The sequence below is a fragment of the Rathayibacter sp. VKM Ac-2928 genome (assembly GCF_022815545.1).
Classification (GTDB): domain Bacteria; phylum Actinomycetota; class Actinomycetes; order Actinomycetales; family Microbacteriaceae; genus Rathayibacter; species Rathayibacter festucae.
In genome coordinates, this window is record NZ_JALGRU010000006.1 from 89,552 (window position 1) to 106,871 (window position 17,320).

Consider the following 17,320-nt stretch of genomic DNA (forward strand, 5'->3'; position numbering starts at 1 on the left):
CCGCACCCGCGCCCCACACGAGAGGAGGGCCGCCGTGGCCCTCGACCAGACCGTCCGCTCCTCCGCGGCCGAGCTCGACCGCCTCGATCCGCTCGCCGGCTATCGCTCCCGCTTCGTCGGCGCGGACGACCCGGCGCTGCCCGCCTACGTCGACGGCAACTCGCTCGGCCGCCCGCTGAAGGTCCTGACCGAGCGCTACGCCGCGTTCGTCGAGCAGGAGTGGGGGACCCGCCTCATCCGCGGCTGGGACGACAGCTGGTTCCAGCTCCCGCTGACGCTGGGCGACCGCCTCGGCGCATCGGTTCTCGGCGCCGCTCCCGGTCAGGTCGTCGTCGGCGACTCGACCACCGTCTCGCTCTACAAGCTGATCCGCACCGCGCTGACCGCCCGGCCCGGTCGGTCCGAGATCGTCATCGACCGCGGCAACTTCCCGACCGACCGCTTCGTGGTCGAGGGGATCGCCGCCGAGACCGGGGCGAGCATCCGCTGGATCGAGACCGAGTCGGGCTCCGGAGTGACGCCGGACGACGTCCGCGCGGTCGTCGGCGCCGAGACGGCCGTCGTCGTGCTGAGCCAGGTCGCCTACCGCTCCGGCTACGCCGCCGACGTCCCGGCGATCACCGAGATCGTGCACGAGCACGGCGCGCTGGTGCTCTGGGACGTCTGCCACTCCGTCGGCGTGCTGCCGATCGAGCTCGACGCCTGGGATGTGGACCTCGCGACGGGGTGCACCTACAAGTACCTCAACGGCGGCCCGGGCGCCCCCGCCTTCCTCTACGTGCGCCGCGAGCTGATCGCCGGGGCCCAGCAGCCGATCCAGGGCTGGATGGGCGTCAAGGACTCGTTCCGGATGGGCGAGGACTACGACCCCGCCGACGGCATCCGCCGCTTCCTCAGCGGGACGCCGCCGATCGTCGGGATGCTCGCCATGCAGGCGATGCTCGACCTGATCGAGGAGGCCGGCCTGCCCGCGATCCACGCCAAGTCGATCGCGCTGACCGCCTTCGCCGTCGAGCTGTTCGACGAGCACCTCGCCCCGCTCGGCGTCGAGCTGTCGACCACCCGCGAGCCCGCGCGCCGCGGCGGCCACATCACCGTCGACCACCCGGACTTCGCCCCGATGGTCCCCGTGCTCTGGGAGCGCGGGATCATCCCGGACTTCCGCACGCCCAGCGGTATCCGGCTCGGGCTCTCGCCGCTCTCCACGTCCTTCGCGGAGGTCGAGACCGTGGTGCTGGCGGTGCGCGACCTGCTCCTCGAGGGGGCGCGCGAGTCCCGAGAGGTCCACGGCGGCGCGTGAGCGGGGTCCTCGACCTCGCGGCGCGCGAACCGGACGAGCTGCTGCGCTACGGGACGGCGCCGGAGCAGATCGCGGAGCTCTACCGCGGCTCAGGGCGGGATCTCGTGCTGTTCGTGCACGGCGGCTTCTGGCGGGCACGCTGGGACCGGAGCCACGCGCGTCCGCTGGCCGCCGCGCTCGCCGACGCGGGCTGGTCGGTGCTGCTGCTCGAGTACCGGCGCGTCGGCGACGCGGGCGGCGGATGGCCGGGCTCCTTCGACGACGTCCTCGCGGCCGTCGCGGCGCTCCCGCCTCTGGTCCCCGCGGAGGAGCGCCCGCGCACGGTGCTGGTCGGCCACTCGGCCGGCGGCCACCTGGCGCTCTGGTCGCAGGCCGCGCATCCGTCACCGCACGTCGACGCCGTCGTCTCGCTCGCCGGAGTCGCCGACCTGCGCGCCGCCGCCGACGAGCGGCTGGGGAACGGCGCCGTGGCGGAGCTGCTCGGCCCGGACGGCCCGCTCGACGACCTCGACCCGGCGCGGCTCCCCGCCCCACCGATGCCGACCGTCCTGCTGCACGGCACCCTCGACGACGAGGTCCCGATCGCGTACAGCCGCCGCTACTGCGCCGAGCACCCCTCCGCGCACCTCGTCGAGATCCCGGACGCCGACCACTACGCCCCGATCGACCCGCGCACGCCCGCGTTCGCCGCGCTCCTGGCCGTCCTCGATCGTCTGCGCGCGTCGCCTCAGAGGTGATCTTCCGCTGCGCGCGGGAAGACGACCGTGCGTCGTGCGCCATCTCGACAGTCCCCCTTTCCTTGTCGTCGTTAGGGGGGCTCCTGCGGCGGGGCAAGGGCAGCCACGAGATCTGGGGTCTGCCCGACGAGTCGGTGAAGGAGACGATCCCACGGCATGCCGAGGTATCGGCGGGCGTGATTCGTCAGCTCGGCAAGAAGTTTCCCGATGTCCCGAGGGAATGGCGTTAGGAGGGTGACCGTGACGAAGTACGACCTTGCAGCGACCGCCGAGCGGGACGGGCGCTGGTGGCTGGTGACGATCCCCGAGCTCGACACCGTGGGTCAGGCCCGAACGGTGGGCGAGGTCGACGCCGTTGCTCGCGAAGTGGCCGCGCTCTTCCTGAACGTCCCTGAGGAGGACGTGAGCGTCACAGTCACTGTGCACGTGACTCCCGCCGCCGAGGCGGCGTGGCGCGAAGCCGAGGAGGCCGAGCGCGAGTCGCGAGAGGCGCAGGAGCGCTCGGCCGCCGCTCGACGCCGAGCGGTCGCGATCGCTCGAGCCGACCGGTACACGCTCGATGCCGCCGCCGCCGCCTTCGGTGTGTCCCGGACCAGGGTGCAGCAGCTCGAGCGCGGGACGACGCCCGTCGCTTCCTGAGTAGCGCTGAGAGGACGTCGCTTCACGTCGTCATGCTGGGGGTGGGAGTGCGGCCGCTGCGCGTCGTCATGCTGGTCGAGTAGCCCCGCAGGGGCGTCTCGAGAGCCGCTCACCCTCGGCGCGGCGGGGTCTGCAGGTCGTCCTGCTGGCGGTGGTGGATCTCGATACGCCCGCTTCGCGGACTACTCGATCAGCATGGATATCCGCACGGAGGCGGTGAGCGATCCGCGAGGCGGCGGGGGCCGCCGCTACAGGGCGGGCGGGTAGAGGAAGAGGGGGACCTGCGCCGTGGGGAAGGTGCGGGTGACGTAGCTGTGGCGGCCGCCGTAGTTGTACTCCTCGAGGAGGACGGTGCCGTCGTCGTTGACCTGCTGCACGTAGGAGACGTGGTTGTAGGTCCACCAGGCGACGCAGCCGACGATGGGGACGGAGCTCGTGGCCCAGCCCTTCGCGGCCCAGTTGTCCGGCCACTCCCAGGCGCTGCCGCCCCTCGGCGTGATGTTGCCCCAGGTGTACTTCCACGGCGCGGCGGTCGCGCCGGCGTCGCGGTTGAGGCGCCAGGCCACGAAGTCGACGCACTCGCGGTAGTAGTAGCCGAGCGGGGAGAGCCCCCCGCCGTCGTCGTCGATCGTCTCGTAGGGCCACGGGTAGTCGTCGCCGACGGCGCGGGTCTGCACGGTGCTGAAGCCGCCGCCGTTCGCGTTCTGCAGCACGGCCGCCTGGCGGCTGGCCTCGTCGAGCTGCGCCTGCGTCGGCGCGGCGAACGCGTCGCGGACGGCGGTCTGCCCGGCCGCCTCCGACGAGACGGTGAGGTTCTGCAGGCCTGCGCGGTTCGCGGCGGTGCCGGCCGCGGTGGCCGCGGTGCTTCGGGCGCCGTACGCGGGGAGCGCGGCGGTGGCGAAGAGTCCGCCGACGATCGAGAACGTGGCGAAGCCGAGGGTGCGCCGGCTGAGCCCACCGGAGCGAGCGGGCTGCGAGGCGGCGGGAGGGCGCGGGGCGACCGTGGCGCGAGGAGTCGCGACGGGCACGGAAGCGACGGGCACGGAGGCGACGGGCACGGAAGCGACGGGCGCAGAAGCGACGGGCGCAGAGGCGACGGCCGCGGCAGCGACAGGCACAGCGGCACCGGCCACCCGTGAAGCGGCGGCGGCCTCAGCGGCGCGGGCCTCGCGGCGGGTGAGGTGCGCCGGCGCGGAGGGAGAGGTGTCGTGACACTCCTGCGGATCGGGAATGCCAGTGGTCGACACGCGTGCGCTCTCCTCGGGTGGGCGGACTGGGGTGGTGCAGGGGGGGCCTGCGGGGTGGTGCGGGGCGCCGGCAGGGCCCGGCGACTCGTCACTCTAGCCCGCCACCGTGCGGTAACGGAATGATCACGACGGAACTCGTCGCGCAGCGTCTCCTCCCGCTCCGGCCCCGGTGGGAGGATGGAAGGACCAGGGAAGGAGCCGTCCATGACCGAATCCACTCCCTCCGGACCCGTGCTCGTCGGCGTCGTCGACGGGCAGCGTCCCGAGGTCGTCCGCACCGCCGCGCAGCTCGCCTCCGGGCTCGGCGCGCCGCTGCTGCTGCTCACCGTGGTCGCCGATCCGTACCTCGTCGGCGAGTACGTCGACCCGATGACCGGCGGCATCCCCGTCGGCCTCGTGCCCCGCTCCGGCGGCACCGGCGCCGGCCCGACCGAGCCGCCCGGACTCCGCGAGGAGATCGGCGCGGCCCTCGCCGGGACGGACGTCGACTGGACGCTGCGCACGGTCCAGGGCGAGCCGGCGCTGGTCCTGACCGACGTCGCCGAGGAGATCGACGCCCGGATGATCGTGGTCGGCACCCGCGACGCCGGAGTGCTCGCGAGCATCGCCGAGTTCCTCAGCGGCAGCGTCGCGGTGCACCTCGCGCACCGCCAGCGCCGCCCCGTCCTCGTCGTGCCCCGCGCCGACGAGGGCACACGCCGTCGCGTCCCCTGGGACACGGGGGAGTGACGCCGCCCCGCACCGGGCCGCCCAGCACCGCGCCGCTCAGCACCCGGCCGCCGCACCTGCGGCCGGGCGCGATCCTCCTGGTCGCCGCGGGCGGCGCCGTCGGCACGGCCGCCCGCTACGGGACCGCGCTCGTACTGCCGCCGCTCGGCGCCGTCCCGGTGGCGACGATCGCGGTCAACCTCGTCGGCGCCTTCCTGCTCGGCCTGCTGCTCGCCGGCCTCGCCCGCCGCGGACCGGACACCGGCGGCCGGCTCACCCTCCGCCTCCTGCTCGGCACCGGAGTGCTCGGCGGCTTCACGACCTACAGCACCTTCTCCCTCGACACCGTGGCGCTCCTCGAGGGCGGCCGGATCGCCGAGGTGCTCCTGTACACCGGCGTGACGCTCGTGCTCGGCACCCTCGCGGCCGCGCTCGGCGTCGTCCTCGCGAGCCGGCGCCGGGGCGGGGCGACCGCATGACGGAGCCGCTCCTCTTCCTGGGCATCGCTCTCGCCGGTGGCGTCGGCGCCGCGGCCCGCCTCGTCCTCGACGGCGTCGCGCGCTCGCTGATCCCGGTGCGCTGGCCCGTCGGCACGCTCCTGATCAACGTCTCCGGCTCGCTGCTGCTCGGCGTCGTCACCGGGCTGGCCCTGACCGGCGCTCTGGACGACGCGTGGCGCCTCGTGCTCGGCACCGGCGTCCTGGGCGGCTTCACCACCTTCAGCACGGCGAGCGTCGAGGCCGCGCGGATGCTGCTCGAGCGGCGCTGGGCCGCCGGCCTCGGCTACGGCCTCGGGATGTGGGCGGCGGCGCTCGCCGCGGCGGCCGGTGGGCTGGCGCTGACGGGGGCTCTGCTCGCGCGCTGAGACCGGATGTCTCATCGACCGGCCCGCAGGGCGCTCCGACAGTGGGACCGTGCCCCCCATTGACGGGGGTCAAGCGGCTCTGAGCACGATCTCCGCCGATCCCGTCCCCGGCGCCGGGACAAGATATGCGGTGTGACGTTCGGGGGCGGTCTGCGGGAGCTGCGGCTCGCCGTCGTCGACGACCAGCCGCTCTACCGGCAGATGCTCGCGTCGCTGCTGCGCGCGGTACCCGGAGTCCGCAGCGTCGTCGAGGCGTCCTCGGCCGCCGAGGCGCGCGAGCGGCTGCGACCCGCCGAGCTCGACGTCGCCGTGATCGACATCGAGCTGGGCGACGGCGACGGGATCGAGCTCGGCCGCGAGCTGCGCGCCGGCGACCCCGAGCTCGCCGTCGTGCTGCTCTCGGCGGTCGACTCGATGCACCGATTCCTCCGGCTCGGCCGCGACGAGGTGCGCGGCTGGAGCTACCTCTCGAAGAGCTCGTCGCTCTCGTCCCCCGCGCTGATGACCGCGATCCGGGCGACGCTCGACGGCCGGACCGTGCTCGACCCCGCCCTGGTCGCCGCGCGCACCGCCCGCCGGAGCTCGCCCGTCGACGCGCTCAGCCGCCGGCAGTACGAGGTGCTCGGCGCCCTCGCCTCGGGCCTCACCAACGCCGCGATCGCGGTGCGGCTCGGCATCGCGGTGCGCTCGGTCGACAACCACGTGAACGCCCTCTACGGAGCGCTCGGCCTGCGCTCCGACGGCTCGCGCAACCCCCGCGTGGAGGCGACCCTGCTGTTCCTGGAGCACACCCGGTGACCCTCCCCGACGACTCCCGGCCGCGCCGCGCGGACGACGCCGAGGACAACCGGATCCTGCGCGGGACCGTCGCGATCCTCGGCGGGGTGCTGGCCGTCCTCGCGGCGCTGCAGGCGGTCTTCGCGCTGGGCATGCTGTCGCAGACCGTGCGGGGGGTCGAGAGCGGGCCTGTCGTCGACGTCGTCGTGCGCGTGGTCGTCAACATCGCGTCGATCGGCCTCGCGGTCGCGCTCGTCGCGCTGCTGCGTCCCGAGCGCCGCGCGCGCACCGGGCGGCTGCTGGTCTCGGCGGGGATCGCGGCGGTCGTCGCCGTCGTCCGCGTCGGGCTGCAGCTCATCGTCGGGGTCTACCTGCCGACCGCGCTCGACGCGCTCGTGGTCGAGCTCGTGGTGGGCGCGGTGGTCGTCGGCCTGATCGTCTCGTTCGGGTTCCTGCTCGTCGATGCGACCCGACGGGTGCGCGAGAAGGAGCGGGAGCGCGCCCGCGTGCTGCTCCAGGCCGTCGACGCGGTGCAGGCGCTTCAGCAGGAGGAGCTGCGCGTGCGCCGCGAGGTCGCGCAGGGCCTGCACGGCCGACTGCAGAACACGCTCGTGGTGCTGGCCGCGGAGCTGCGCGGGCTGGCCGCGACGCCTCCCTCCGCCGCGACCGCCGAGCGCCTGAGCGGCATCGCGAGCCGGCTCGACGAGCTGCGGGAGCAGGAGGTCCGCGCGGTCAGCGGGGCGCTCTACCCGGTCGACATCGAGCACGGGCTGGTCGCCGCCGCCCGCGATCTGCTCTCGCGCCTGCCGCCGGAGATCGCCGTCGACCTGGACGTCCACGACGACTACCCGGGTCTCGAGGAGCGCGGTGTCCCGATCGAGCAGCGGGTGCTGCTGGTGCGGCTGATCGAGGAGGCGCTGACCAACGCGCTCAAGCACGGCGGCGCGCGGGCCGTGCGGCTGCAGCTCGACGTGGCGCGCGGGGAGAGGGAGCACGCCGTGGTGATCGGTCTCGACGACGACGGCGGCGGGCTCGCGGCCCCGCCGGTGCTCTCCGGGCTCGAGCGCCTCTCGCGCCAGTTCGCGGTCTACGGAGGCTCGATCGAACTGGCCCCGTCGGCCGCCCTCGGCGGTGCGCGGCTCGCCGGCCGGCTGCCGCTGCGGCCGTCGTGAGCCGACGAGCCGTCCTGACACGACGAGCCGTCCCGACGCGACGAGCCGTCCTGACACGACGGGCCGTCCTGACGCGACGAGGGGGAGGCGGTTCCGTCCGCCTCCCCCTCGCTCCGCGCCGTCTCTCCGGCGCTCAGCCCGCCGTCAGCTCTGCGGCGGCGTGTAGAACTGGAGGTCGTTGCCCTCGGAGTCCTTGAAGGGGAGGATGCGACCCCACTCGTGGTCGCTGATCTCGCCCTCGATCGACGCGCCGCGCGCCTTCAGCCGCTCCAGCTCGTCCTCGATGCTGCCGTCGGGCTGGAACGAGATGACCGCTCCGCCGCTCTCCGCGACCGAGGCCGACTCGCGGGCGTTCAGCCCGATCATCAGTCCGCCCGCGTCGAGCTCCGACCAGTCGCCCGAGGTGCTCTTCACGTCGAGGCCGAGGGTGTCGCGGTAGAACGCGACCGCCCGCTCCATGTCCTCGACCGGCACCCATACCGTCGCCACTCCTGCTGCCGCCATGATCCGGTCTCCTTCGATCGATGTTCCCGTCCGCTCACGGTAGGGCGGGGCCCGAGGCGCGGAGGGGCGTCCTCACCGTTCGTCCAGCCGGCGGCCCGGTGACTGACGGCCGGCGACGCGGAGATCCACAGCAATGCGGGCGGCCAAGGGGTTGCTTCTTGGCCGGGCGTATCGAGACCCACCTCCCTGCGAACGCCGGCCTCCTCCCCGCCCTGCGCCCGAACCTGACGCGCTCCCTCCGCTCGATACGCTGACGGGAGACCGCGGTCGATCGCGTCGGTGCCCGCCGCGCCGTTCGCCGCTCGCCGCTCGAAGGGACTCCCGTGACGACGCCCGCTCCGACTCCGCCCCGATCGACCGAGCCCGGCGCGGCCCGCACCGGACGCCTGCGCGTCGTGGCCGCCACGCCGATCAGCGACGAGCTGATCGTGCGGGTGGTGGAGCTGGAGCCGCGGATCGACTTCGTCGCCGACCAGAGTCTGCTGCCGCCGATGCGGCACCCGGGCGATCACGGCGGCGACCCGGCCTTCGAGCGCACCGCGGAGCAGCAGGCGGCGTTCGAGGAGCTGGTCGATTCCGCCGAGGTGCTCTACGGTGTGCCGGACGAGACGCCGTCGGAGCTGGCTCGCACGGTCGCCGCGAACCCGGGGCTGCGCTGGGTGCAGACGATGCCCGCGGGCGGCGGCGCGCAGGTGAAGAAGGCCGGCCTGAGCGAGGAGCAGCTCGCGCGGGTCGCGTTCTCCACCTCCGCGGGCGTGCACTCCGATCCGCTGGCCGAGTTCTCCCTGTTCGGCCTGCTGGCCGGCGCGAAGACGCTGCCCAAGCTGCAGGCGCTGCAGAGCGCCCGCGAGTGGGGCTCGCGCTGGACGATGAGCCTGCTCTCGGAGCAGACGATCCTGATCGTCGGGCTCGGCACCATCGGCCGGGCGACCGCGCAGAAGCTGTCGGTCCTCGGCGCCCGGGTGATCGGCACCAGCCGGCACGAGAGCGCCGTGGAGCACGTCGACGAGATCGTGCCGCCGTCGGCGATCGCCGACGTCGCGGGGCGGATCGACGGCGTGGTCGTCACCCTCCCCGGCACCGAGCAGACCGAGAAGCTCGTCGGCGCGGACTTCTTCGCCGCGCTGCGCCCGGGGGCGACGCTCGTCAGCGTCGGCCGCGGCACCGTGATCGACGAGGACGCGCTGCTCGTCGCACTCGAGGACGGCCGGGTCGGCTTCGCCGCCCTCGACGTCGTCGCGGAGGAGCCGCTCACCCAGGACAGCCCGCTCTGGAGCCACCCGAACGTGCTGCTCAGCCCGCACACCGCCGCGCTGAACGCGGCCGAGGACCGCCTGATCGCCGAGCTCTTCGCCCGCAACGCCACCCGCTACCTCGACGGCGAGGAGCTGATCAACCGGGTCGACACCGTCGAGTTCTACTGACGCGAGGGCCCGCGCGGCTCCTCGAGACCCCTCCACAGCCGCCGATCCGGCGCGAATGCCCGCTCAGAGGCCGGATCTGCGCTCGCGCGCGCCTCCGACGGCCTACCGTTGCACTATGGCGTCCACCGATACACCCGAACCCGCCCCCCAGGCCTACGGCGCGACCGCGCCCGCCGCCGACAGCACCGCCCCGGCCGCGCCGGCAGACGAGACCGCCCCCTCGCTGGTCTTCTCGGACCTGGGTCTCAGCGACCCCGTCCTCAAGGCCCTCAAGGAGGTCGGCTACGAGACGCCCTCGGCGATCCAGGCCGCGACGATCCCCTCCCTCCTGTCCGGCCGCGACGTCCTCGGCGTCGCGCAGACCGGCACCGGCAAGACCGCGGCGTTCGCGCTGCCGATCCTCTCCCGCCTCGACGTCTCGCAGAAGACCCCGCAGGCGCTCGTCCTCGCGCCGACCCGCGAGCTCGCGCTCCAGGTCTGCGAGGCGTTCGAGCGCTACGCGTCCGGCCTGCGCGGCGTGCACGTGCTCCCCGTCTACGGCGGTCAGGGCTACGGCACCCAGCTGTCCGCGCTGCGTCGCGGCGTCCACGTCGTCGTCGGCACGCCCGGCCGCATCATGGACCACCTCGAGAAGGGCACCCTCGACCTCACGCACCTGAAGTACCTGGTGCTCGACGAGGCCGACGAGATGCTCAAGATGGGCTTCGCCGAGGACGTCGAGACGATCCTCGCCGACACCCCGGTCGAGAAGCAGATCGCGCTGTTCTCGGCGACCATGCCGTCGCAGATCCGCCGCATCTCGCAGAAGTACCTGAAGGACCCGGAGGAGATCACGGTCAAGGCGAAGACCACGACCTCCGCCAACACCACCCAGCGCTACCTGATGGTGTCGTACCCGCAGAAGGTCGATGCGCTGACCCGCATCCTCGAGGTCGAGAACTTCGAGGGCATGATCGTTTTCGTCCGCACCAAGAGCGAGACCGAGACGCTCGCCGAGAAGCTGCGCGCCCGCGGCTACACGGCCGCCGCGATCAGCGGCGACGTCGCCCAGGCCCAGCGCGAGCGCACCGTCGAGCAGCTGAAGTCGGGCAAGCTCGACATCCTCGTCGCGACCGACGTCGCGGCCCGCGGTCTCGACGTCGACCGGATCAGCCACGTCGTCAACTACGACATCCCGATCGACACCGAGTCCTACGTGCACCGCATCGGCCGCACCGGCCGGGCCGGCCGCAGCGGTGCCGCGATCAGCTTCGTGACCCCGCGCGAGCGCCGCCTCCTCTCCGCCATCGAGAAGGCGACCCGCCAGCCGCTGACCGAGATGCGCCTCCCGAGTGTCGAGGACGTCAACGTGACGCGCCTCTCCCGCTTCGACGACGCCATCACCACGGCGCTGGCCGACCGCGAGCGGCTCGACCGCTTCCGCGACATCATCGGCCACTACGTCGAGCACCACGACGTGGTCGAGTCCGACGTCGCCGCCGCGCTGGCGATCGTCGCCCAGGGCGACGAGCCGCTGCTGCTCTCGCCGGACGACCCCCGCTTCCGCCGCGAGGACAGCCGCGGCGACCGCCCGGAGCGCTCCGACCGGTCCTCGTACGACAACGACCGCGAGCGTCCCGAGCGCCGCCAGCGCTCGTCGAACAGCAACCTCGCGTCCTACCGGATCGAGGTGGGCCGCCGTCAGCGCGTCGAGCCCCGCCAGATCGTCGGCGCGCTCGCGAACGAGGGCGGCCTCAACCGCGGCGACTTCGGGCACATCGACATCCGCCCGGACTTCTCGATCGTGGAGCTGCCGGCCGACCTGCCCCAGGACGTGCTGGACCGCCTCGCCGGCACCCGCATCAGCGGCCAGCTGATCGAGCTCAAGCCCGACCGCCGCCCCAGCCGCGCCGGCGCCGACCGCGGCGCTCGCCCCTCGGGCCCGTCCCGCTCCTCGGAGCGCCCGGAGCGCAAGCCCCGCTACTGAGCCCTGCCCCCTCCCCTCCGCGAGATGCCACTTGTGCACGCCTTTCACGGCGTGTCGCGTACACAAGTGGCATCTCGCGGAGGTGGTTAAGGCGTCAGAGGATGTCGGCGTCGGCCAGGGCCTCGGGGCGCAGGAGTGCGCGCGCGCCGAGGATCTCGACGCCGATGAGGTGTCCGGCGGCGTCGAAGTCGAGGATGATCTCGCCGAACCCGTGCGGGTCGGCGATGTCGTGCACCTGCTCGACGGACTCGCCGGCCTCGGGTTCGCGCCCGACGGGCAGGTAGGCGGCGTTCGCTTGCGGGTCGTATCGGATCCTCATGACACCCACCGTGCTGACTCCTCCCGCGAGATGCCACTTGGGCACGCTTTTCGCGGCGCGTCGTGTACGCAAGTGGCATCTCGCGGAGAGGGAGGGGACGGGCGGGTCAGCGGCGGAGGACTCGGCGGGCCAGGACGTTGCCGAGCAGCTGGACGAGCTGGACGATCACGATGATGACGAGCACGGCCGCCCAGGTGACGACGGGCTCGAACTGGCGGTAGCCGTACTGGATCGCGAAGGTACCCAGGCCGCCGGCGCCGATGTAGCCGGCGACGGCCGACATGTCGATGATGGCGACGAAGACGAAGGTGTAGCCGAGGATCAGCGGTCCGAGCGCCTCGGGCAGCAGGACCGTGCGGACGATCCGGAAGCGGCTCGCGCCGACCGAGCGGGCGGCCTCGATCACGCCGGGCTGCACGGTCAGCAGGTTCTGTTCGACGATGCGCCCGATGCCGAAGGCCGCGGCGAGCGAGAGTGTGAAGACGATCGCGTCGGTGCCGATGCCCGTGCCGACCACCAGGCGCGCGAGCGGCTGGGCGGCGGCGATGAAGATGATGAACGGGATCGGCCGGAAGACGTTGACGATCACGTTCAAGAGACCGAAGACGAAGCGGTTGGCGTAGAGCGCGCCGCCGCGGGTGACGGCGAGTCCGAGCCCGATCAGCAGGCCGCCGATCCCGCCGAAGAGCAGGCTGAGGGCCACGATGTAGAGGGTCTCGCCGGTCGCCTCGGCGAGCTGGGGCAGCAGGGGGATGAGCTCGTTCATCGGGGCACCTCCGTGAGGGCGACGCGGGCGCCGAGGCGGGCCAGCAGGGGGTCGATCACGGCGTCGGACGCGTCGAGGGCGACGGTGAGGTGGCCGAAGGCGCGGCCGCGGACGTCGGTGATGCCGCCGTAGACGAGCTCCAGCGGGACGCCGGCCTGCGCGATCTCGGCGAAGACGTCGCCCTGCGAGGCGGAGCCGTCCGAGAAGGACAGTGTGACGAGGCGGCCGCGGTGGCGCGCGCGCAGCACCGCCGCCTCCTCCCGCGAGGGCACCGTGCGCACGACCGTGGAGACGAAGCGGCGGGTGACCGCCTCCCGCGGGGCCGAGAAGACGTCGAAGACGGGGCCGCGCTCGACGATGCGGCCCGCCTCCATCACGGCGACCTTCGTCGCGAGCTGCTGGACGACGTCCATCTCGTGCGTGATGACGACGATGGTGACGCCGAGCTCCTCGTTGATCCGGCGCAGGAGCGCGAGCACCTCGCCGGTGGTGTCCGGGTCGAGGGCGCTGGTGGCCTCGTCGGCGAGGAGGATGCGCGGCGAGGCGGCGAGGGCACGGGCGATGCCGACCCGCTGCTTCTGGCCGCCGGAGAGCTGCTCCGGGTGGCTGCGGGCCTTGTCGGAGAGGCCGACGAAGCGGAGCATCTCGTCGACGCGGGCGCGCAGCTCGGCACGCGGCGTGCCGGCGACCTGCAGCGGATAGGCGACGTTCTGCTCGACGGTCTTGGAGCCGAAGAGGTTGAACTGCTGGAAGATCATGCCGATCCCGAGCCGCAGCCGGCGCAGCTCCCGCTCGGGCAGGCCGACGATCTCGCGGCCGTCGATCTCGATGCTGCCGCCGGTCGCGGGCTCGAGGGCGTTGATCAGGCGCGCGAGCGTGCTCTTCCCGGCGCCGGAGTAGCCGATCACGCCGTAGACGTCGCCGGCCTCGATGTCGAGGCTGACGCCGTCCACGGCGGTCAGGGCGGACGCGCCGCGCGCGAGCGGCGGGTAGACCTTGCTCACGTCGGCGAGGCGGATGAGCGGCACGGCGCTTCCTTCACTGCTGGATCGGGCACTGCTGGGGTCGGGCACTGCCGGGACGGGCACTGCTGCGCCGCGGGGTCGCGGCGGGGGAGGGGCGGGTCAGCCCTGGGCGGAGGCGTCGGCCTCGACGGTGGCGAGCGTCGACTGCAGCTCGGCGGCGGGGGTCGTCGCGAAGACGGCGGTGCCGCCCGACTGCTCGGAGACGCCGTCGAGCACGTCCTGCGAGGTCTGGTAGACGTCGACGAGCTTCAGGTAGGTCTCGTTCTCGGCGTCGTCCGCGCGGGCGGCGAACACGTTGACGTAGGGCACCGCGGTCGGGTCGCTCGGGTCGTCCTGCGCGAGGGCGTCGGTGGCCTCGAGGCCCGCGCCCGCGAGGTAGTCGTTGTTGACGACGGCGGCGGCGACGTCCGGGAGCGAGGTCGGCACGAGCGCCGCGTCGAGCGCGGTGACGGTGACCTTCGAGGCGCCGGTGTCGATGTCGTCGAGGCCGGAGAAGGCGGTGCCGCCGTCCGTCAGCTCGATCAGGCCGGCCGACTGGAGGACGAGGAGCGCGCGGGCCTGGTTGGTCACGTCGTTCGGGACGGCGACGCTCTCGCCCTCGGGGATGTCCTCGACGCTGTCGTACTGGGTCGAGTAGAGGCCGAGCGGGTAGATCGCGGTCGCGCCGATCGGCACGAGGTCGGCGTCGGCCGAGGTGTTGTACTGCGCCAGGTAGACGAGGTGCTGGAACTGGTTGAGGTCGATCTCGCCCTCGGTCAGCGCGGGGTTGAGCTGGTTGTAGTCGGTGAAGTCGACGATCTCGACGTCGATGCCCGCGTCCTCGGCGGCCTGCTCGTAGGTCGCCCAGTAGGGGTCGCCCGCGCCGACCACGCCGATGCGGACGGTGTCGTCGCTCGCGCCGGCGGCGGACGAGCAGCCGGCGAGGAGGAGGGCGGAGGCGGCGATCGCGGTGGTCGCGAGGAGAGTGCGGCGCAGGGACATGCGGTGGATCCTTCCGTGGAGAGGATCCGGGCGGCGTCCACGGGCGGTGCTGGTCACCGCCGGCGCTGCGACCGGCCTCCGGTCGCTCGACGCCGCGACTGCGCGGATCCCGGAGACCACCGTACGCAGGGCGCCACCGGGCGCGCGAAACACGCCCGTAACACGGCGACTTCCACGGGGGAGGGAGAGCGGGGGAGGAGGGTCAGCCGGCGAGGGCCTCGTCGCCCGACTCCGCTGCGAGGGCCTCGTGCTTGGCCAGCCGGGCGGCGATCGCGTCGCGCTCGGCCCGGAGGGAGGCGATGGTCGGCTGGTCCAGGCGCGGGTCGGCGAGGTCCGCGAACGGGCTCGAGGTGCCGGTGCGGGCCGAGACGAGCGCCGAGTAGGCCTTCGTCGCGGCGCGGAGCTCGGACGCGGCGCGCGCGACCTTGCTCGGCTTCGACGACTTGTCGCCGACGAGGCCGGCGTGCTTGTCGAGGGCTGCTACCAGGGCGCGATGCGCCGCGTCAATCTTCTTGCTCATCCAGGAAGTATGGCGCAGGATCGCCTCACGAGGCGAAGCCCCCGAAGCGCCCCCGCCGACCCCCTCCGCGAGATGCCACTTGTGCGCGAATTCTGCGGCGTGTCGTGCTCACAAGTGGCATCTCGCGGAGCGCGACCGGGGGACCCGGCGCGCAGGTCACGGGGTCGGCGTCAGGGTCCAGGCGCCGTCGGTGCGGATCGCGACCACGCCGGGGAGGGTGGCGTCGACGACGCGGGCGAAGGCCGTGGTGTCGCCGAAGGTCTGGCGGGTGCCGGCGGTGCCGAGGACGCGGCCGGAGAGCGAGTCCTCGCTGCTCGCCGGGCCGTAGGCGACGTCGAGGCTGTCGACGTCGTCCGAGAACGCGAGCACCGCGGATCCGCTGCCCGACTGCTCGCCGGAGACCTCGGGCAGGTCGTTCCAGCTCTGCAGAGTGAGCGTCCAGTGGCCGGCGGTCCGCACGAGGAGCGACTGGTCGACGGGGTCGGTCGCGACGGTCTCGAGGAGCCACGACGACTGCGTCCCCGCCGCGGCCTCGCCCACCGGAGTGCTGCGCCCGGGCGCCGACACGGTGACGGTCCCGGAGCAGGCCGAGCAGTCGAGCGCGACGACCACCGCGAAGTCGCCCTGCCGCTGATAGGAGACGTCGACGGTCCCCGCGGCGGACACGCTCGCCGAGGTGCCGTCCGCCACGCCACCGGCACCGACCGCCGCCGGCCCGGACTCCGCCTCGACGCAGCCGCCCAGCAGCAGCGCGACGACCGCGGCGGCCGCCGCAGAACTCCCTCGTCGGCGCATCGCCCCAGCCTGGCACTCCGCGCCCGACGGAGACGCTGCACCCTCTCGGAACCGTTCGACACTCGGCTCGCAGTCCAGCGAGGGAAGGATGAGGAGGATCACTCAATTTCCCAGCAGGCTGCTGGGAAATCTCCTCAGCGGAAATCAGCGCGGTGCCTTCCGGCGTCAGACCGGGCCGGTGCCGCGCTGCACGGGGGTGGACTCGGAGCGGTTGGCGGCGCTCGTCGAGACGGCGGCGAGGACGCGCTGGACCTCGAGGGCGTCGGCGAAGGTCGGGGTGGCGGGGGTGCCGGCCGCGATCGCCTCGACGAGGTCGACGACCTGGTGGCTGAAGAGGTGCTCGTAGCCGATGCCGTGGCCGGCGGGCCACCAGGCCGACATGTACGGGTGCGAGGGCTCGGTGACCTGGATGGTGCGGAAGCCCCGGGCGTCCTCGGGGTCGCGGGCGTCGTAGTACTCGAGCTCGTTCATCCGCTCGAAGTCGAAGGCGATGCTGCCGGTCTCGCCGTTGATCTCGATGCGGTTGGCGTTCTTGCGGCCGGTGGCGACGCGGGTCGCCTCGAAGACGCCGAGGGCGCCGCCCTCGAAGGAGGCGGTGAAGGCGGCGGCGCCGTCGACCGTGACCGGGCCGCGCTCGGCGCCCTCCTCCGCGCGGCCGCCGAGGCCCGCCTGCGTCGCGAGCACGGGGCGCTCGGTGGTGAAGGTGCGCAGGACCGCCGAGACGGAGGCGATCGGGGTGCCGGTCAGCCACTGCGCGCTGTCGATGATGTGCGCGCCGATGTCGCCGAGCGCCCCCGAGCCGGCCTTCGCGGCGTCGAGGCGCCAGGTCAGCGGGGCCTCGGAGTCGCTCAGCCAGTCCTGCAGGTACTGGGCGCGGACGTGGCGGATCGCACCGAGCCGGCCCTCGTCGACGAAGCGCTTGGCCAGCGCCAGCGCAGGGGTGCGGCGGTAGCTGAAGCCGCACATCGCGACGCGGCCCGAGGCGGCGGCCGCGGTGACCATCCGCTCGGCCTCCTCGACGGAGTTGGCCAGCGGCTTCTCGCAGAGGACGTGCTTGCCGGCCTCGAGGGCGGCGATCGCGATCTCGGCGTGGGTGTCGCCGGGGGTGCAGATGTCGACGAGGTCGATGTCGTCGCGCGCGATCACCGCGCGCCAGTCGGTCGAGGACTCGCTCCAGCCCAGGGTCTCGGCGCGCTCGGCGGTCCGCTGCGGGTCGGTGCCCACCAGCACGGCGAGCTCGGGGCGCAGCGGCAGCGGGAAGAAGCGGGGGGCGGTGCGCCAGGCGTGCGAGTGGGTGCGGCCCATGAAGGCGGTCCCCACCATCGCGACGCGCAGTGCTCGGTCGTTCGACATCGTCGTCCTTTCGTCGGCGGGTCGACCCTCCCATGCCCGCGCTCGGCTCCGCCAGCTCTTTCTGCTGAGCGGGAGGGCGGCGACGGAGGGCTCGGGAGGCCGCAGGTCACGATCCGGTTGCGGCCCGGACGGGATTCATAGGGTCGGAGAGCGCTCTATGACGGGACGTGGTGTCTCGACACGCCGCGCATTGCGCCGTCAGATGTCGCCTAAACCCGCGGA

19 protein-coding genes are annotated in these 17,320 nt (G+C 73.4%); 10 read left to right on the top strand and 9 right to left on the bottom strand.

Annotated elements, in window-relative coordinates; translation table 11 throughout:
* Positions 1–34: 34 nt before the first annotated feature.
* The 3 genes from MT350_RS18865 (at position 35) to MT350_RS18875 (ending at position 2,676) form a co-directional block, all read left to right on the top strand.
* Positions 35–1,300 carry an aminotransferase class V-fold PLP-dependent enzyme gene (locus tag MT350_RS18865; protein ID WP_243599756.1) on the top strand — a complete coding sequence of 422 codons (1,266 nt, stop codon included), beginning with the start codon at positions 35–37 and terminating at the stop codon, positions 1,298–1,300.
* On the top strand, positions 1,297–2,037 hold the full coding sequence (locus MT350_RS18870; RefSeq protein WP_243599757.1) for an alpha/beta fold hydrolase: 741 nt from the start codon (positions 1,297–1,299) through the stop codon (positions 2,035–2,037). Before MT350_RS18865 ends, MT350_RS18870 begins: the two co-directional genes overlap by 4 nt.
* 240 nt (positions 2,038–2,277) lie before the next feature.
* Entirely contained in the window at positions 2,278–2,676 is a 399-nt protein-coding gene (locus MT350_RS18875; RefSeq protein WP_243599758.1) for an antitoxin HicB, read from the top strand.
* Between the two features lie 248 nt (positions 2,677–2,924).
* On the opposite strand, the gene MT350_RS20545 is transcribed toward MT350_RS18875, so the two are convergent.
* Complete coding sequence (locus MT350_RS20545) at positions 2,925–3,719, bottom strand: CHAP domain-containing protein (protein ID WP_243616432.1); 795 nt, start codon at positions 3,717–3,719, stop codon at positions 2,925–2,927.
* 408 nt (positions 3,720–4,127) lie between these two features.
* Between MT350_RS20545 and MT350_RS18885 the strand changes: the two genes are divergently transcribed.
* The 5 genes from MT350_RS18885 to MT350_RS18905 all read left to right on the top strand — a co-directional run bounded on the left by MT350_RS18885 (position 4,128) and on the right by MT350_RS18905 (position 7,445).
* Entirely contained in the window at positions 4,128–4,652 is a 525-nt protein-coding gene (locus MT350_RS18885; protein WP_243599760.1) for a universal stress protein, read from the top strand.
* Positions 4,649–5,110: a CrcB family protein gene (locus MT350_RS18890; RefSeq protein ID WP_243599761.1), complete on the top strand. Its 462-nt coding sequence runs from the start codon at positions 4,649–4,651 to the stop codon at positions 5,108–5,110. The genes MT350_RS18885 and MT350_RS18890 overlap by 4 nt, the downstream gene beginning before the upstream one ends.
* Entirely contained in the window at positions 5,107–5,496 is a 390-nt protein-coding gene (locus tag MT350_RS18895) for a CrcB family protein (protein WP_243599762.1), read from the top strand. Before MT350_RS18890 ends, MT350_RS18895 begins: the two co-directional genes overlap by 4 nt.
* A gap of 132 nt (positions 5,497–5,628) precedes the next feature.
* Positions 5,629–6,294 (top strand): response regulator transcription factor, encoded by a 666-nt coding sequence (locus MT350_RS18900; protein ID WP_243599763.1) that lies wholly within the window; start codon positions 5,629–5,631, stop codon positions 6,292–6,294.
* Positions 6,291–7,445 carry a sensor histidine kinase gene (locus MT350_RS18905; protein ID WP_243599764.1) on the top strand — a complete coding sequence of 385 codons (1,155 nt, stop codon included), beginning with the start codon at positions 6,291–6,293 and terminating at the stop codon, positions 7,443–7,445. Before MT350_RS18900 ends, MT350_RS18905 begins: the two co-directional genes overlap by 4 nt.
* A gap of 144 nt (positions 7,446–7,589) precedes the next feature.
* Here MT350_RS18905 and MT350_RS18910 read toward each other — a convergent pair whose 3' ends face one another.
* Positions 7,590–7,949: a VOC family protein gene (locus tag MT350_RS18910; protein WP_132435182.1), complete on the bottom strand. Its 360-nt coding sequence runs from the start codon at positions 7,947–7,949 to the stop codon at positions 7,590–7,592.
* Between the two features lie 323 nt (positions 7,950–8,272).
* Between MT350_RS18910 and MT350_RS18915 the strand changes: the two genes are divergently transcribed.
* Positions 8,273–9,373 (top strand): D-2-hydroxyacid dehydrogenase, encoded by a 1,101-nt coding sequence (locus MT350_RS18915; protein ID WP_243616433.1) that lies wholly within the window; start codon positions 8,273–8,275, stop codon positions 9,371–9,373.
* Between the two features lie 115 nt (positions 9,374–9,488).
* Positions 9,489–11,339, top strand: a complete 1,851-nt coding sequence (locus tag MT350_RS18920; protein WP_243616434.1) for a DEAD/DEAH box helicase — start codon at positions 9,489–9,491, stop codon at positions 11,337–11,339.
* 94 nt (positions 11,340–11,433) lie between these two features.
* On the opposite strand, the gene MT350_RS18925 is transcribed toward MT350_RS18920, so the two are convergent.
* From MT350_RS18925 to MT350_RS18955, 7 genes are all read right to left on the bottom strand, one after another.
* Positions 11,434–11,658 carry a DUF2283 domain-containing protein gene (locus MT350_RS18925; RefSeq protein ID WP_243599766.1) on the bottom strand — a complete coding sequence of 75 codons (225 nt, stop codon included), beginning with the start codon at positions 11,656–11,658 and terminating at the stop codon, positions 11,434–11,436.
* 106 nt (positions 11,659–11,764) lie between these two features.
* Positions 11,765–12,424, bottom strand: coding sequence for a methionine ABC transporter permease (locus MT350_RS18930; RefSeq protein ID WP_123734681.1), 660 nt, complete (start codon positions 12,422–12,424; stop codon positions 11,765–11,767).
* Positions 12,421–13,452, bottom strand: a complete 1,032-nt coding sequence (locus tag MT350_RS18935; protein WP_243599768.1) for a methionine ABC transporter ATP-binding protein — start codon at positions 13,450–13,452, stop codon at positions 12,421–12,423. Before MT350_RS18935 ends, MT350_RS18930 begins: the two co-directional genes overlap by 4 nt.
* A 96-nt stretch (positions 13,453–13,548) precedes the next feature.
* Positions 13,549–14,430, bottom strand: a complete 882-nt coding sequence (locus MT350_RS18940) for a MetQ/NlpA family ABC transporter substrate-binding protein (RefSeq protein WP_243616435.1) — start codon at positions 14,428–14,430, stop codon at positions 13,549–13,551.
* A gap of 202 nt (positions 14,431–14,632) precedes the next feature.
* Positions 14,633–14,950 (bottom strand): hypothetical protein, encoded by a 318-nt coding sequence (locus tag MT350_RS18945; protein ID WP_243616436.1) that lies wholly within the window; start codon positions 14,948–14,950, stop codon positions 14,633–14,635.
* 156 nt (positions 14,951–15,106) lie between these two features.
* On the bottom strand, positions 15,107–15,745 hold the full coding sequence (locus MT350_RS18950; protein ID WP_243616437.1) for a hypothetical protein: 639 nt from the start codon (positions 15,743–15,745) through the stop codon (positions 15,107–15,109).
* A 165-nt stretch (positions 15,746–15,910) separates the two neighbouring features.
* Positions 15,911–17,098 carry a Gfo/Idh/MocA family protein gene (locus MT350_RS18955; RefSeq protein WP_243616438.1) on the bottom strand — a complete coding sequence of 396 codons (1,188 nt, stop codon included), beginning with the start codon at positions 17,096–17,098 and terminating at the stop codon, positions 15,911–15,913.
* Between the last annotated feature and the right edge of the window lie 222 nt (positions 17,099–17,320).

What these genes read in the sequence shown, in the direction of transcription:
- MT350_RS18885 (WP_243599760.1), top strand. Translation starts at nt 4,128, where the DNA reads ATGACCGAATCCACTCCCTCCGGACCCGTGCTCGTCGGCGTCGTCGAC.
- MT350_RS18895 (WP_243599762.1), top strand. Translation starts at nt 5,107, where the DNA reads ATGACGGAGCCGCTCCTCTTCCTGGGCATCGCTCTCGCCGGTGGCGTC.
- MT350_RS18910 (WP_132435182.1), bottom strand. Translation starts at nt 7,949, where the DNA reads ATGGCGGCAGCAGGAGTGGCGACGGTATGGGTGCCGGTCGAGGACATG.
- MT350_RS18920 (WP_243616434.1), top strand. Translation starts at nt 9,489, where the DNA reads ATGGCGTCCACCGATACACCCGAACCCGCCCCCCAGGCCTACGGCGCG.
- MT350_RS18925 (WP_243599766.1), bottom strand. Translation starts at nt 11,658, where the DNA reads ATGAGGATCCGATACGACCCGCAAGCGAACGCCGCCTACCTGCCCGTC.
- MT350_RS18930 (WP_123734681.1), bottom strand. Translation starts at nt 12,424, where the DNA reads ATGAACGAGCTCATCCCCCTGCTGCCCCAGCTCGCCGAGGCGACCGGC.
- MT350_RS18940 (WP_243616435.1), bottom strand. Translation starts at nt 14,430, where the DNA reads ATGTCCCTGCGCCGCACTCTCCTCGCGACCACCGCGATCGCCGCCTCC.
- MT350_RS18945 (WP_243616436.1), bottom strand. Translation starts at nt 14,950, where the DNA reads ATGAGCAAGAAGATTGACGCGGCGCATCGCGCCCTGGTAGCAGCCCTC.
- MT350_RS18950 (WP_243616437.1), bottom strand. Translation starts at nt 15,745, where the DNA reads ATGCGCCGACGAGGGAGTTCTGCGGCGGCCGCCGCGGTCGTCGCGCTG.
- MT350_RS18955 (WP_243616438.1), bottom strand. Translation starts at nt 17,098, where the DNA reads ATGTCGAACGACCGAGCACTGCGCGTCGCGATGGTGGGGACCGCCTTC.